A 15551-nucleotide genomic window follows, 5' to 3' on the forward strand; every position below is an offset into this window, starting at 1 on the left:
ATCTCCCTGTTATTGATTAACAGGGAGATCGATACTTATCATATTGAAAATTCTAACGAATTTATCCAACCAAATGGCCAGAATCGTGCCAGATAAAGTGCCGCTCCCTGTTATTCTCCCTGTTATCGGCCAATAACAGGGAGAAGGCGGCTCGCCGCCCGGCAGATGCACCGCAAGGTTTTGGCCGGATTCTGACGACAGGAATTGTAACCACGTGCCCGTGACCGGAAACTATGATGCGATCATCCTTGGCGCCGGCGCCGCCGGCCTGATGTGTGCTGCCACCGCCGGCCAGCGCGGGCGCCGCGTGCTGCTGGTCGATCATGCCGATGAAGTGGGCAAGAAGATCCTCATCTCCGGCGGCGGGCGGTGCAATTTCACCAACATCCACACCGCCCCCGACCGCTATCTCTCGGCCAACCCGCATTTCGCCAAGTCGGCGCTGACCCGCTACACCGCTGCCGATTTCATCGCGCTGGTCGATCGTTATGGCATTGCCTGGCATGAAAAGACGCTCGGCCAGCTGTTCTGCGACGGATCGGCAAAGCAGATCGTCGCCATGCTGCTCGACGAATGCGCCATCGGACAGGTCGACCTGTCGCTCGGGCAGCCGGTCGGTGCGATCGATCATGCCGATGGCCAGTTTCGAGTCGCGATCGGCGACCGCACCGTCACCGCGACCTCGCTGGTTCTCGCAACCGGCGGGCCGTCGATCCCCAAAATGGGCGCGACCGGCTTTGCCTATGATGTCGCGCGGCGCTTCGGGCTGAAGATCGTCGAGCCGCGCCCTGCGCTTGTCCCGCTGACGCTTGGCGGCGACGAGACGCTGTTCCGATCACTCTCCGGCGTGGCGACCGAGGTGATCGCCAAATGCGGCAAGACGCAGTTCCGCGAGGCAGCCTTGTTCACCCACAAGGGGCTGTCCGGCCCGGCGATCCTGCAAATCTCCAGCTATTGGCGATCGAGCGAGACGGTCGGCATCGATTTCCTGCCTTCGCATGGCAGCGGCTGGCTGATCGAAGCGAAACGCACCCGCCCGCGCGCCGGTTTCGCCTCGACGCTGGCGAGTGCCCTGCCCGCCCGCCTCGCCGAGACATTGGCCGACCGCCTTGCCTTGAGCGGCGAATTGTCGGCCATGACCGACCGCAAACTGACCGAGGCGGAGCAGCGCCTGGCCGACTGGCGCTTCACCCCGAACGGCACCGAAGGCTATGCCAAGGCGGAGGTCACGGCGGGCGGAATCAGCACCGCGGAACTGTCATCGCAAACAATGCAAGCCAAACGCCTACAAAACCTGTATGCGATCGGCGAAGCGGTCGACGTCACTGGGTGGCTGGGCGGCTATAACTTCCAATGGGCATGGGCGAGCGGATGGGCCGCGGCACAGTCTATTTGACCGCAGAACAACATGTTGCGCCTTAGCCGTGGTGGCGGCGCAGCCCATTATTTTTGAGAGACTCATGCCCTTTTCCAACCTTCCTCCGCTTCTCACCGAAGCGCTCACCGAACGCGGCTATACCGCCCTCACCCCGGTTCAGGCCGGCGTGCTCGAATCGGAAGCGCTCGGCCGCGACCTGCTCGTCTCTGCACAAACCGGCTCGGGCAAGACCGTCGCCTTCGGTCTCGCCATGGCGGCACAGCTGCTCGACGAGGAGGGGCGGCTGCCCCAGCAAGGTCCGCTTGCCCTGATCATCGCGCCGACGCGCGAACTCGCGCTGCAGGTCAGCCGCGAGCTGATGTGGCTCTATGCCAAGACCGGCGGACGCATCGTCACCTGTGTCGGCGGCATGGACGCGTCGAAGGAGCGCCGCGCGCTGAATTATGGCGCGCATATCGTCGTCGGCACGCCGGGCCGATTGCGCGACCATCTCGAACGCGGCGCGCTCGACCTGAGCAAGCTACGCGTCGCGGTCCTCGATGAGGCCGACGAGATGCTCGACATGGGCTTCCGCGAGGATCTCGAACAAATTCTCGACGGCACGCCGGGCGAACGCCGCACATTGATGTTCTCGGCGACGATCCCCAAGCCGATCGCAGCACTTGCCAAGCGTTATCAGCGAGATGCGGTGCGTATCTCGACCGTCGGCGAAGATCGCGGGCATGGCGATATCGCTTATCAGGCGGTGACCTGCGCGCCGGCCGATATCGAGAATGTCGTGGTCAACCTGCTGCGCTTCCATGAAGCCGAAACCGCGATGCTGTTCTGCGCGACGCGCGACAATGTCCGCCATCTCCATGCCGGTCTGATCGAGCGCGGCTTCAGCGCCGTCGCGCTGTCGGGCGAGCATAGCCAGAACGAGCGCAACGCCGCGCTCCAGGCACTGCGTGACCAGCGCGCCCGCGTCTGCGTCGCGACCGACGTCGCCGCACGCGGTATCGATCTGCCGACGCTCAGCCTGGTCATCCATGTCGAACTGCCGCGCGATGCCGAAACGCTGCAGCACCGTTCGGGCCGCACCGGCCGCGCGGGCAAGAAGGGCACCGCGGTTCTGATCGTTCCCTATCCGCGCCGCCGCCGCGTCGAATCGATGCTGAAAGGCGCGCGGATCAATTCCGAATGGATCAACCCGCCGACGCTCGAAGACATCAACGCCAAGGATCATGAACGGCTGCTCGTGACTCTGCTCGAGCCGGTCGAGGTCGATGACGATGATCGCGCGCTGGGCGCAAAGCTGCTCGAGACGCGCAGCCCGGAGGACATCGCCGCAGCGCTCGTCCGCCTGCACCGCGCTCGTATGCCGGCCGCCGAGGAATTGCTCGGCCAGGGCAATGATCCTGCGCCGCGCCAGGACGGCCATCGCCCGGGGTTCGAGGATATCGTCTGGTTCCGCATGGATATCGGGCGCCGCCAGAATGCCGATCCGCGCTGGCTATTGCCGCTGATCTGCCGTCGCGGTCACATCACCAAGAGCGAGATCGGCGCGATCCGCATCTCCGCCAGCGAGACTCTGTTCCAGATACCGCGTGCCGTCGCCAACCGCTTCAATGCCTCGGTGCTGCGCACTGCAGGTACCGAAGGCGGTGACGAAGGCGGGATCAAGATCGAAAGCGTCCAGGGCGAACCACGCGAGGCGGAGCGCCGCCCTCGCCTGACACCAAGCGCCCGCCCCAGCGGCCCACCCGCCGCGCGGCACAAGCCCAAGCCCCACCGCCGCACCAATGACCGGCAGCGGTAAGGCCCGGAATTAGCCGCTAATGGGGAGCGAAGCCGACATGCTTTGGCCGTTCCCCGGCGAAGGCCGGGGCCCAGTCGAGGAGCAGTCGGTAACGGCTGCTCCGCTTCGTCACCACGGCCTTCCCGACTGGACCAGCATCGGGTTGAACATACCCCGCATGTTCAAGGATCGTCCGGGGGACGATCCGACCCGATACTCCTTCGCCGGGGAAGCATTCCCTTTTGATATAAGGGGGACACCCCTGATATGAACCCACCCATCCGCATCCTGGTCGATGGCGATGCGTGCCCGGTCAAGGATGAGATCTACAAGGTCGCATGGCGGCTGGAAGTGCCGGTCACGATCGTCGCCAACAGCCATTTCCGCGTGCCGCAGCACCCGTTGATCGACCGCGTCGTGGTCAGTGATGGCTTCGACGCGGCGGACGACTGGATCGCCGAACAGTCAAACGCGGCATCGGTGGTGGTGACCGCCGACATCCTGCTTGCCGACCGTTGCATAAAAGCCGGTGCGACGGTGCTCAGCCCGACCGGCAAGCCTTTCACCGCCAATTCGATCGGCGCGGCGGTGGCGACGCGTGCGATCATGGCCGATCTGCGCGCCGGAGCGGGTGACTCGATCGGTGGCCCCGCCCCCTTTGCCAAGGCCGATCGATCGCGCTTTCTGTCCGCATTGGACGCCGCTTTGGTGAAGCTGCTGCGCTAAAAAATTGTCGCAAATTGTCGCATCGGGCGATTATCGGTCGATATCAGGAACCGGCAGTGCTTTGGTAGGTTTGACCGCGACCACTCAGGATGCCATCGCGCGGCGTCGGCGGTCTTCAGCGATGGGTAGGATTTAGATTGCGCCACTTCACGCCGACTCGGATATCGATAGCAGCGACTCTCGCCCTCATGCTGACTGCGTGCGGGGGCGGCGGCGCGCAGGACAAGGCTGGCCGGCGCGGTGCACAAGGCACGCCGGAGGTCGGCTATATCGTCGCCCAGCAGACCAGCGTTCCGCTCTCGACTGAACTCGGCGGACGCGTCACCGCCTATCAAAGCGCCGAAGTCCGTCCGCAGGTATCGGGGATCATCCGCCGCCGGTTTTTCACCGAGGGATCGATCGTCAAGCAGGGCCAGACACTCTACCAGATCGACCCGAGCCTCTATGTCGCCGCCGCCAATGAAGCGAGCGCCAACCTGGCCAGTGCGCAGGCCAATGCCGAAGCGACCCGCGCCAAGGCCGACCGCTTCCGCCCGCTGGCCGAGATCGAGGCGGTCGCCAAGCAGGACTATACCGACGCTGCCGCCCAGGCGCGCCAGGCCAAGGCGGCCGTCGCACAGAACCGCGCGCAGCTCGACACCGCACGGATCAATCTGCGCTTCACCAATGTTCCGGCACCGATCACTGGGCGTATCGGGCGCTCGCTGCTCACCGAAGGCGCGCTGGCCACGGCAAGCCAGGCCGATCCGCTCGCCACGATTCAGCGGCTTGACCCGATCTTCGTCGATATCCAGCAATCCAGCGCCGACCTGCTCACGCTGCGGCGCGCGCTCAGCAGCGGTGGCCTTGTACCCGCCCAGGCCAGCGTCAGGCTGAAGTTGGAGGACGGCAGCGTCTATGGTCCGACCGGCACGGTCGAATTCTCCGAAGTGGTGGTCAACGAAAGCACCGGCACTGTCACGTTGCGCGCCCGCTTCCCCAATCCGCAAGGACTGCTGCTGCCGGGTATGTTCGCCCGCGCGACCTTCGCACAATCGGTCGATACCAGCGCCTATCTCATTCCCCAGGCCGGGGTGAAGCGCGATCCCAAGGGCAATACCACGGTGCTGGTGATCGGTCCTGGCAACAAGGCGATCGAGCGCAAGGTTACCACCCAGCGCGTGGTCGGTGCCGACTGGGTCGTGACGGCGGGCCTGAATCCGGGCGACAAGGTGATTGTCGAGGGCACCGCCAAGGCAAAGAACGGCGAGGCCGTCAAACCCGTGCCCGCCGGATCGCCGCAGAAACTGCAGGCACCCACCAAATCAGGCGCATCCGCCGCCAAGACCAAGGGCTGAGACCCCGGTGATCTCGCGCATTTTCATCGACCGGCCGATTTTCGCCTGGGTCATCGCGATCATCATCATGCTGGGCGGCATCGGCGCGATCTATACGCTGCCGATCGAGCAATTCCCCGACGTGGCGCCGCCCAACGTCAATATCCGCGCGACCTATCCCGGCGCATCGGCCGAAACGCTGGAAAACAGCGTCACCCAGGTGATCGAGCAACAGCTGACCGGTATCGACGGCCTGCTCTATTTCAGCTCGAACAGCAGTTCGCGTGGCCAGGTGACGATCACTGCGACCTTCCAAAAGGGCGTCGACCCCGACATCGCGCAGGTCCAGGTGCAGAACAAGGTGCAGCAGGCGATCAGCCGCTTGCCGCAACAGGTCCAGCAACAGGGCCTGACGGTCACCAAGTCCAATCCCGACTTCCTGCTGCTGGTGTCGATCTACGACAAGACCGACCGCGTCACCAACCAGGACGTGTCGGACTATCTGATCGCCAATTTCCAGGATCGGCTCGGCCGTATTCCCGGCGTCGGCGATACCAACGTGTTCGGCGCACAATATGCGATGCGGGTGTGGCTGCGGCCCGATCGTCTCGCTGCCTATTCGCTGATGCCGAGCGACGCGATCAACGCCATCACCGCACAGAATACCGAGATCGCGGCGGGCGAAGTCGGCGGCCAGCCAATGCCGACGACGCAAATGCTCAATGCGACCGTCACCGCCCAGTCGCGCCTGCAGACGCCCGAGCAATTCGCCAACATCATCGTCAAGACCGCCCGCGATGGATCGATCGTGCGCCTGTCCGACGTTGCGCGGGTCGAACTGGGCGCAGAAAGCTATCAGACCGTCAGCCGGGTCAACGGCCATCCCGGCGCCGGCATCGCCGTATCGCTTGCGCCGGGTGCCGACGCGCTATCGACCGCGGAACTGGTCAAGGCCGATATCGAAAATGCCGCCAAGTCGATGCCTGACGGCTTCGCCTATGCCTTTCCGCAGGATTCGACCGCCTTCATCAAATTGTCGGTCGAGGAAGTGGTCAAGACACTGATCGAGGCGATCATCCTCGTCGTCATCGTCATGTTCGTCTTCCTGCAGAACTGGCGGGCGACGCTGATTCCGACGATCGCGGTGCCGGTCGTGCTGCTCGGCACCTTCGCCGTTTTCTCGCTCGCCGGTTTTTCGATCAACACCTTGACCCTGTTCGGCCTGGTGCTGGCGATCGGCCTGCTCGTCGACGACGCGATTGTCGTGGTCGAGAATGTCGAACGGCTGATGGACGAGAATCCCGACATGTCGCCGCGCGATGCGACGATCGAATCGATGAACGAAATCACCGTCGCGCTGATCGCAATCGCGCTGGTGCTGTCGGCGGTGTTCCTGCCGATGGCATTCTTCGGCGGATCGACCGGCGTGATCTATCGCCAGTTCTCGGTCACCATCGTGTCGGCGATGGTCCTGTCGGTGGTCGTTGCGCTCGTCCTGACCCCTGCCCTGACCGCCACGCTGCTGAGGCGGCGTAGCGAGGAGAAGCAGGGCGATAGCTGGATCGCGCGCAAAACTCAGGGTGCGCGCGACTGGTTCAATACCAGCTTCGAGACGATGACCGAACGCTACACCAGCAGCGTGGCAAAAGTGGTCGATCGCAAGCTGATCTTCCTGCTCATCTATGCCGGCGTGGTGACGCTGCTCGCATTGTTGTTCGTGCGCCTGCCAACCGGCTTCCTGCCCAACGAAGACCAGGGTGCTGCGCAGGTCCAGTTCAACCTGCCGCCCGGCGCGACGCAGGGCCGCACGGTCGCGGTGCAGAAGCAGGTCGAGCAATATTTCCTCACCCAGGAAAAGGCCAATGTCAGCGTGCTGTTCACCAATGCCGGTGGCGGCGGCGGCGGCGCGAGCGGGCAGAATACCGGACGCGGCTTCCTCGCGCTGACGGACTGGGCCGACCGCCCGGGCAGCAAGAACAGCGCCCAGGCGGTCACCCAGCGCGCGTCGAAAGCACTTGGCGGCCTGCGTGATGCGGACATCTTCGTGACGGTACCGGCGGCGGTACGTGGGCTTGGCCAGTCGGCCGGTTTCACCCTGGAATTGCAGAACACCGGCAGCATGAGCCGCGCCGATTTCAAGGCGGCACGCGACAAGCTGCTTGCCGCCGCGCGCGCCGATCCAGACCTCGCCGCAGTCCGCCCGACCGACCTCGAGGATCAGCCGACGCTCAAGATCGAGATCGATCAGCAAAAGCTGAGTGCGCTTGGCCTGAGCCAGGCCGACGTCAATGCAACGCTCGCGACTGCCTGGGGCGGCCGCTACGTCAACGACTTCAATGACCGCGGACGCGTCAAGCGCGTCTACGTTCAGGGCGACGCACCCTATCGCCACAGCCCGGACGATATCGCGCAATGGTATGTCCGCTCGGCCGATGGCCAGATGGCGCCCTTCTCGGCCTTTTCGACCATCTCCTGGTCGACCGCGCCGTCGTCGCTGCTGCGCTTCCAGGGCCTGCCGGCGTTCGAGATTCAGGGCCAGGCCGCGCCGGGCAAGAGCTCGGGCGACGCAATGAACCGGATGGAGCAGCTTGCGGCGCAATATCCGGGCACCTCGGTCGCCTGGTCGGGCCTGTCGTTCCAGGAACGGCTTTCGTCGGGCCAGGCGCCGTTCCTCTACGCCATTTCGCTGCTTGTCGTGTTCCTGTGCCTTGCCGCGCTGTATGAAAGCTGGTCGATCCCGGTCGCGGTGTTGCTGGTCATTCCGCTCGGCCTGGTCGGGGCGGTGTTTGCGGTCACGCTGCGCGGGCTGGAGAATGACGTCTTTCTGCAGATCGGCCTGCTCACGACGATGGGCCTCGCCGCGAAGAACGCGATCCTGATCGTCGAATTCGCCGAACAGGCGGAGAAGAAGGGCAAGCGCATCATCGACGCCGCGATCGAGGCGGCACGCCTGCGCCTGCGCCCGATCCTGATGACCAGCCTCGCCTTCATCTTCGGCGTGCTGCCGCTGGCGATCTCGACCGGCGCCGGTGCGAATAGCCGCGTCGCGATCGGCACTGCAGTGATCGGCGGCATGCTGACCGCGACGATCCTCGCGATCTTCTACATCCCGCTGTTCTTCGTGCTGGTCCGCCGCGGCACCCGCGACGTGCTCAAGAAGCTCCATCACGAGGCGCCGCATGACGAGCCCAAACCGGAGCCAAGCGCATGAGGCCCATGCTCGCCCTGCTCCTGGCTGGCGTTTCGCTCAGCGCATGCACCAGCATGGCGCCCAAATATGCCCGCCCCGAGGCTCCGGTGCCGGCATCCTGGCCAGCCGGCGACGCCTATCTCAAACAGAGCGAGGCAACGCTGCCGAGCGTTTCCTATCGCGACATCTTCCGCGACGACCGGTTGCGGCGGATCATCGAACAAGCGCTAATCAACAATCGCGACCTGCGCGTCGCCGCCGCCAACATCGTCGCAGCGCGCGCGCAATATCGCATCCAGCGCGCCGACCTGCTGCCCCAGGTCGATGCCTCGGCAAGCGTTACCCGCGCGGACAGCGGCACGGGTCGAACCAATACCGGCGGGAGTGCGGTCAGCGGCGGCGCGCGCACCAATTACAGCACGGACCTCGGCATCACCGCGTTCGAGATCGACCTGTTCGGCCGGGTCCGCTCGCTCACCGACGCAGCGCAGAACCGCTATTTTGCAACCGAAGCCGCAGCCCGCGCAACGCGGCTGACCCTGGTCGGCGACATTGCCAATGCCTGGCTCAACTATGCCGCCGACCAGAGTCTGCTCAAGATCGCACAGGATACCGCCGCCAGCGCTGAACGCAGCGTCAAGCTGACCAAAGCGCGGCTCGACGGCGGCGTCGCCCCACGCACCGATCTCAGTCAGTCGCAACTCGTCCTCGCTCAGGCGCAATCCGACCTGGCGCAGCAAACCACTGCCCTCGCGCAGGACGTCAATCTGCTGCAATTGCTGGTCGGCGCGCCGGTCGATACCGCGCTACTCCCCGGCACGATCGACGAAGCCGGCAAGACGGTCGCCGAACTGCCTGCGGGGCTTGATTCCGGCATCCTGCTGCGCCGTCCCGACGTACTTCAGGCCGAATATGGCCTGCGTGCGAGCAATGCGGAGATCGGCGCGGCGCGCGCGGCGCTGTTCCCGCGCATCAGCCTGACCGCAGTGCTCGGCTTTGCCAGCAATGCGCTAAGCGGCCTGTTTACCGGCGGCGCGTTCAACTATTCGGTCGCACCGAGCGCCAGCTACCCAATCTTCAGCGCCGGCGCCGGACGGGCAGGTGTCGAGCAATCCAGGGCGCAGCGCGACGCGGCGCTCGCCACGTACGAAAAATCGATCCAGACCGCCTTTCGCGAAGTGTCCGACGCGCTTGCCCGCCGCGGAACGATCGCAGCGCAGACCCGTGCGGCGCAATCGCTTGCCGCCGCCGCGTCGGACAATTACCGCCTGTCCGATGCGCGCTATCGCGGCGGGATCGACACCTTCCTGCAAAGCCTGGATGCGCAGCGTTCGCTCTATTCCGCGCAGCGTTCGCTGGTCGCGACACAATTGACCGGCGCGACCAACCTGGTCGATCTCTATCGCACGCTCGGCGGCGATGCGCAGCTCGACGCTACGGCACACGGCCCTGTACCCACCGGCACGCCAGCCAACAGGCCGCCGTCGAATTGATGCTGCGGCGATGCTGCATCGCGCAAGTGCAGCACAGTTGCTTGACGGCGACGCGCGCGCGGTGAAGGATGCACCCATGGCACTGCCTCCCACGCCCGACCCATCCGCCTTCATGCGCGAAATGCTCGGCCAATGGGAACAGATGACCAATCAGCTTGGTGGCGAGATGATGAAGTCGGGCGAGTTCGCCCGGGTCGTGCAGGGCGCCAGCACCGCTCAGATGAAAGCCCAGGCCGCCGCGCACCAGATGATGGACAAGGCGCTCGCCGCCGCCAACATGCCAAGCCGCAGCGAAGTCGAGGATCTCTCGGCACGCTTGCGCGGCGTTGAGGAAACGGTCGGACGGATCGAGGCGCTGCTGATGGCACAGGCTGGGATAAAGCCGCCCGAACGCCCGAAGCCGAAACGCACCCGCAAACCGCCGGCCAAAGATTGAGCGAGACAGCGTGAGCATGGACGCGAGCGCCCCCGACCTGTTCGACCAGGCCCGCACCGCGTTCGACCGCGCCTTGCAGCGCAATTTCAAGGGGCTGGAATATTTCGCCTCATCCGGCCCAACGCTCGGTGCGAGCCCCAAGGATCTGCTGATTCAACGTGGCACCATGAATCTCTATCACTATCGCCCAATGTCGGACGAAGTGTATCGCGTACCCCTGCTACTGGTCATGGCGACGACCAATCGCGGCTATATCTTCGACATGGTGCCGGGCCAAAGCCTGGTCGAGTATCTGCTCAAGGCCGGATACGATGTGTTCATGCTCGACTGGACGCCGCCACGCCGCGACGAGAAGAGCCTGACACTCGCCGACTATGTGCTCGACTTCATCCCTACCGCGATCGCCAGAGTACAGGAGGAAACTGGCGAAGAGGAATTCAGTCTGGTCGGTTATTGCTTTGGCGGCGTGCTCTCGATTCTGTGGGCAGCGCTCAACCCGCCAATTTCTACCAAGAATCCGGCGCCGATGAAGAATCTGGTGTGCTTCACCACGCCGGTGGATTTCTCCAAGATGGAGATGTTCCAGGCCTGGGCCGACAAACGCTTCTTCGACGTCGACAAGCTGGTCGATACATTCGGCAATTGCCCGGCCGATTATCTCTACACCGCGTTCGACATGCTACGTCCCGGCGCGCGCATCGCAGGCAATATCCGGTTGCTCGACAATCTGTGGAACGACGAATTCGTCAAATCTTTTCGCATGTTCGATCGCTGGGCCGGCGACACGCTACCGCTGGCGGGCGAATATTTCCGCGAGACGACCAAGAAGCTGATGTGGGACAACCAACTCCATCACGGCACGATGGAAGTCGCTGGCCGCCCGGTCGATCTGTCGGCGATCACCGCGCCGTTCCTGCATGTCACGGCAGAACATGATCATATCGTCCCCTCCGCGGCGTCCGCGCCGTTGATTGAAAAGGTCGGCTCGACCGACAAGGAACAGGTGACAATGAAGGGCGGGCATGTCAGCCTTGTCGCCGGGGGCAATGCGATCAAGCGGCTATGGCCAAAACTGATCGACTGGCTGGGGGAGCGATCGACATGAGCCATCATATCCGCCGGTTCGCGGCGGCCGATCGCGACGCCATGCTCGCCTTTGCTGAAACCTTGCCCGAACACGACCTGCTGTTCCTCGGCCGCGATCTGAAACACCCTCGCGTCGTCGAAGCGTGGATTTCGGCCATCGAAGAAGGCTGGATCGACAGCCTGGTCGCCGAGGACAATGGCAAGTTCGTCGGCACTGCCGCACTGGTGCGCGATCCGCTCGGCTGGAGCGCGCATGTCGGCGAGATCCGCCTGCTGGTGTCGCCGGGCAAGCGCGGTGCCGGCCTCGGCCGCGACCTGCTCGAGGCAATTTATTCGGTGGCGATGGAACGCGGCCTGGAGAAGCTCACCGCACAAATGACTCCCGACCAGATCGGGTCGGTCATGCTGTTCGAAAGTCTCGGCTTTCGCGCCGAAGCGTTGTTGCGCGACCATGTCCGCGACCGCGCCGGCAAGCCGCATGACCTCGCCATTCTCAGCCACGACATCGCGCGGATCGCCGCACAACACCGGGCCTTCGGCCTCGACGAATGAACAATAAGTACATCCGGCGCATTTAGACCGGAGTGAAGGAAAGGAAATTTGATGGCAAGTCAGGCATATAATCCGGAAGCGATCCGCGCGCCGTCCGCGCTGCTCGCGCTGACGGAACTGCCCCGCGCACTCGCCGAGTTCGGATCCCTTGGCTTCGCCGCGCCGATCCTCGCGACCGCACCGCGCGGTGACGGTCACCCGGTGCTGGTGCTGCCGGGCTTCGTCACTTCCGACATGTCGACCACGGTGCTGCGCAAATTCCTGACCGGCCTCGGCTATGAAGCCCATGCCTGGGAGCTCGGCCGCAATCTCGGCCCCAAGGCGATCGGACGCGAAGGCGAGAAGCTGGTTGCCCGGCTGCAGGCCGTGCATGAACTGACCGGCCAGAAAGTCAGCATCGTCGGCTGGAGCCTGGGCGGCGTCATGGCGCGCCAGCTTTCCCGTCGCGCGCCCGATGCGGTGCGGCAGGTCATTACGCTCGGCTCGCCCTTTACCGGATCACCGCGCGCGACCAATGCGTGGCGCGCCTATCAGATACTGACCGGCCATCATATCGACAGCGACGATGCGCGGTCGCAGATGCGCGAAAGCGAAGCCCCGCCGCCTGTTCCCTCGACCTCGATCTTCACGCGCGAGGATGGCGTCGTTGCCTGGCAGAATTGCATCGAACCGCGCGATCCGCAGACCGACAATATCCAGGTCCATGGCAGCCATTGCGGTCTGGGCGTCAACCCGGCGGTGCTCTATGCGATTGCCGACCGATTGGCACAGGCCGATGGCGACTGGCATCCGTTCAAGCGCGACGGACTGAAGGCTTTGGTCTACCCCTTCGCCGGACACGCATAATCGTTTGATTGAGGCGTTGCCGGCTGACGGAAAGCCGCTCTACCCTCCCGTCAGACGATTCATCCGATATTGGCCCAGCCGATATTATTTGCAGGCCTGCTTGTTCAGATTGCCGGCTTTTGAGCAGTCATAATGCAGCACCTTGCCGGTCTTGGTCGTCCACGCGACTGTCCGCGCCGATGGCTGAGCCGGTGCTGCGCGCTGAACCGCCGGGCGCGGTTGCAGCGCTCTGGCCGGAGCTGCAACTGCGACGGGAGCGGCATGGGACACCGGCGCTGCCGCGCTTTTGCAAACGCTCTTGTTCGCATTGCCGGGTTTGGAACAGTCATAGTTCCGCGCTGCGGTGGCTGCGGGCGTCGCAGTCTTGACCGGGGCCGCTTTCGGCTGTGCGACAGCTACGGGCTTTGCCGGCTGCGAGGTGACGGGCGTCGTTCCCTTGCAAGCAACCTTATTGGCATTTCCGGCCTTCGAGCAATCATAAGTCCGAGCCGAAGCAGGACTTGCCAGAATCAATAGACTTCCCGCAATCGATAGTGCGGTAGTGGTCGACCATGACATCTTCCATCTCCTCGATCAGCCGGCTTTAACCGGCGCAACCGAGGTGCTCTTGCCAAGTTATTAATTCAAATGAACTTTTTTTCATAATTTCTTCATGAGAACGTCATGATCCAGCGGAGTCATGATCATTGCGGTATTGAACGCTCTATACGCCTGACACCTGGAATCAGACGGCCAGCCATGCCCAGGAAGTGCGTGGCTGGCCAATCCGCTCCAAAGAAAAAGGCTCAGTCCTTGCCGCGCAGCGGCGCGACAGCGTCCTTGCCGAACTGCATGATCAGTTCCCCGATCTCGCGTGCTTGCCCCATGCTGCGGCTGCCCTGGTCGCGCAGGAAATCGCCCTGGATCTTCATTACTTCCGACAGGTCCTTGGCGCTCGCCGCGGCACGCATCGCAGCGAACGCCTCGCGCGTGTTCGCCTCAGCCTGGTCGAGCATCTTCAGGCCCACCGCCGAACTGCCCTCGGCGAGTTTCTTGCCTGATGACTGCATCGCCTCGCCGGCCTTTTTCGCTGGATCGACGACGCGTTCGTTGATCGTGTCCTTCACCTTGTCGGCGGTGCTCTTCTTGTCGGCCATCATTTTGCTCCTTGCTTGCGGGCTGCCGGTTTCCGGCCTGTAGCGGTCTGTTTTGCCGCGGTTTTCCTGGGGGTAGCGGGCTTCATTGGCACAGTCTTGGGCTTGGCGGCCGCCTTGGGTTTCACCGTCGGCGCCGCCTTGGCCACTTTGAGGGGGGTTGCCGGGGCGCCGGTGGCTGCCGCCTTCAGCGCCTCGAACGACGACCGTAGCGCAGCCGCATAATTTTGCGGATCGGGCATCATGTCGCGATCGCAGGTGAACGACACTGCGATGGTGTCGCCATAGGAATAGACCGGATTGATCAGCCCCATCGAATCGAACACCGGCGCGGTGCCGTACATCGCAACCATGCGCGCGCCGCAGAAATACATCGGCACGCGGCTACCCGGGACATTCGTCACCACCGTGTTGAACACCGGCGCATGCGTGTTGGCCGCCCCGACGCGGGTGTAGAGCCGCGCCGCCAGCCCAGCGAGGCCCGAGGGGATCAACTGGCTGTAATCGGCCAGCGTACGCGCCCCGACCGCATTGGTCATCGCCTTGGAGTTGACCGCCTGGTCATGGACATATTGCAGCCGCTCCATCGGGTCGGCGATATGCGTGCCGAGCGGAATGACCATCGCCGAGACGAGATTTCCCAGCGCCGCCTTCTCGCCCTCGCCGCGCACCGAGATCGGCGCCATCGCAGTCAATGACTCCTTGGGCAGCTCAGCCTTGTCATCGAGATATTGCCGCAGGCCGCCGCCGACGATCGCAAGGATCACGTCATTGACCGTCGCATCAGCCACCGCCTCCTTCATTGCACGGATATCAGCAAGCTTGAACGGCACTGCATCCCAGACGCGATGCGCCGAGACCTTGCCGTTGAAGCGCGTCTTCGGCGCCATCTTGGTGTTGGCGATGCTGACATCGCCCTTGCTCACCGTCGCGGCGAGCTTGGCCATGCCGGGCAAGGACCGGCCAATCGTCTCCATCACGCGCATCGGCTGGCGCAGCGAATTGAAATAACTGCGCGTCAGCAGGTCGGCCACATTAGGCATGTTCTCGGGTTGCCAGTCATCGGTCTTTTCCGGCGGCTTCATGCTTGCATCGAGATCATGCACCGCGGCCGACATCTCGACCCCCGACATGCCATCGATCGCGGCGTGATGCACCTTCGACACCAAGGCGAAACAGCCCGGCGGCAGGCCTTCGACATTGTCGAGCCCTTCGACGACGGTGAACTCCCATAACGGTTTGCTCAGGTCCATCGGCCGCGAATGCAGCCGAGCGACCTGGATGCATAACTGCCGCCAGTCGCCCGGCTTGGGCAATGCGATGTGGCGAACATGGAATTCGATGTCGAACTCGGGATCCTCGATCCAGTAGGGATGGTCGAGATCGAACGGCACGCGCACCAGCCGCTGGCGAAAACTGCGCGCGCCGCCCAGCCGGCTCTCGATGAAACTCAGCACATCCTTGAAGCGCACGAACCCGCCCGGCGCGGTCGATGGATCATAGATGCCGACCGATCCGATATGCATCGGCGTATGCGGCGTCTCCAGATAGACGAACGAGGCATCCTGGCCCGACAGTTGCAGCATCACTCTCTCCCCGTTCCGCCCGCTTTGCGGTG

At 63.9% G+C, this 15551-nt stretch carries 13 protein-coding genes; 10 read left to right on the top strand and 3 right to left on the bottom strand.

Translation table 11 applies throughout. From position 1 onward, the window contains the following. Positions 1-271: 271 nt before the first annotated feature. From H3Z74_RS11215 to H3Z74_RS11260, 10 genes are all read left to right on the top strand, one after another. Positions 272-1396: a BaiN/RdsA family NAD(P)/FAD-dependent oxidoreductase gene (locus tag H3Z74_RS11215; RefSeq protein ID WP_187764277.1), complete on the top strand. Its 1125-nt coding sequence runs from the start codon at positions 272-274 to the stop codon at positions 1394-1396. Positions 1397-1460: 64 nt separating this feature from the next. Further along, positions 1461-3176 carry a DEAD/DEAH box helicase gene (locus H3Z74_RS11220; protein WP_187763950.1) on the top strand — a complete coding sequence of 572 codons (1716 nt, stop codon included), beginning with the start codon at positions 1461-1463 and terminating at the stop codon, positions 3174-3176. Between the two features lie 246 nt (positions 3177-3422). Beyond that, a complete protein-coding gene (locus H3Z74_RS11225) occupies positions 3423-3881 on the top strand; it encodes a YaiI/YqxD family protein (RefSeq protein ID WP_187763951.1) in 459 nt (152 codons plus the stop codon). Positions 3882-4069: 188 nt separating this feature from the next. Then, entirely contained in the window at positions 4070-5218 is a 1149-nt protein-coding gene (locus H3Z74_RS11230) for an efflux RND transporter periplasmic adaptor subunit (protein WP_187763952.1), read from the top strand. Between the two features lie 7 nt (positions 5219-5225). Beyond that, positions 5226-8408, top strand: a complete 3183-nt coding sequence (locus tag H3Z74_RS11235) for an efflux RND transporter permease subunit (protein ID WP_315443093.1) — start codon at positions 5226-5228, stop codon at positions 8406-8408. 5 nt (positions 8409-8413) lie between these two features. Beyond that, positions 8414-9880 (top strand): efflux transporter outer membrane subunit, encoded by a 1467-nt coding sequence (locus H3Z74_RS11240; RefSeq protein ID WP_390901748.1) that lies wholly within the window; start codon positions 8414-8416, stop codon positions 9878-9880. A gap of 76 nt (positions 9881-9956) precedes the next feature. Further along, entirely contained in the window at positions 9957-10316 is a 360-nt protein-coding gene (locus H3Z74_RS11245) for a poly(R)-hydroxyalkanoic acid synthase subunit PhaE (RefSeq protein ID WP_187763954.1), read from the top strand. 16 nt (positions 10317-10332) lie between these two features. Further along, a complete protein-coding gene (locus H3Z74_RS11250; RefSeq protein WP_187763955.1) occupies positions 10333-11421 on the top strand; it encodes an alpha/beta fold hydrolase in 1089 nt (362 codons plus the stop codon). After that, on the top strand, positions 11418-11954 hold the full coding sequence (locus H3Z74_RS11255; protein WP_187763956.1) for a GNAT family N-acetyltransferase: 537 nt from the start codon (positions 11418-11420) through the stop codon (positions 11952-11954). Before H3Z74_RS11250 ends, H3Z74_RS11255 begins: the two co-directional genes overlap by 4 nt. A 51-nt stretch (positions 11955-12005) precedes the next feature. Next, a complete protein-coding gene (locus H3Z74_RS11260) occupies positions 12006-12800 on the top strand; it encodes an esterase/lipase family protein (RefSeq protein WP_187763957.1) in 795 nt (264 codons plus the stop codon). An 84-nt stretch (positions 12801-12884) separates the two neighbouring features. On the opposite strand, the gene H3Z74_RS11265 is transcribed toward H3Z74_RS11260, so the two are convergent. From H3Z74_RS11265 to H3Z74_RS11275, 3 genes are all read right to left on the bottom strand, one after another. Then, on the bottom strand, positions 12885-13358 hold the full coding sequence (locus tag H3Z74_RS11265; protein WP_187763958.1) for a hypothetical protein: 474 nt from the start codon (positions 13356-13358) through the stop codon (positions 12885-12887). A gap of 227 nt (positions 13359-13585) precedes the next feature. Next, positions 13586-13936, bottom strand: a complete 351-nt coding sequence (gene phaP / locus H3Z74_RS11270; RefSeq protein WP_229727030.1) for a phasin family protein — start codon at positions 13934-13936, stop codon at positions 13586-13588. After that, positions 13936-15519: a WS/DGAT/MGAT family O-acyltransferase gene (locus H3Z74_RS11275; protein WP_187763960.1), complete on the bottom strand. Its 1584-nt coding sequence runs from the start codon at positions 15517-15519 to the stop codon at positions 13936-13938. Before H3Z74_RS11275 ends, phaP begins: the two co-directional genes overlap by 1 nt. Positions 15520-15551: the final 32 nt, after the last annotated feature.

The organism is Sphingomonas alpina (assembly GCF_014490665.1).
Taxonomy (GTDB): domain Bacteria; phylum Pseudomonadota; class Alphaproteobacteria; order Sphingomonadales; family Sphingomonadaceae; genus Sphingomonas; species Sphingomonas alpina.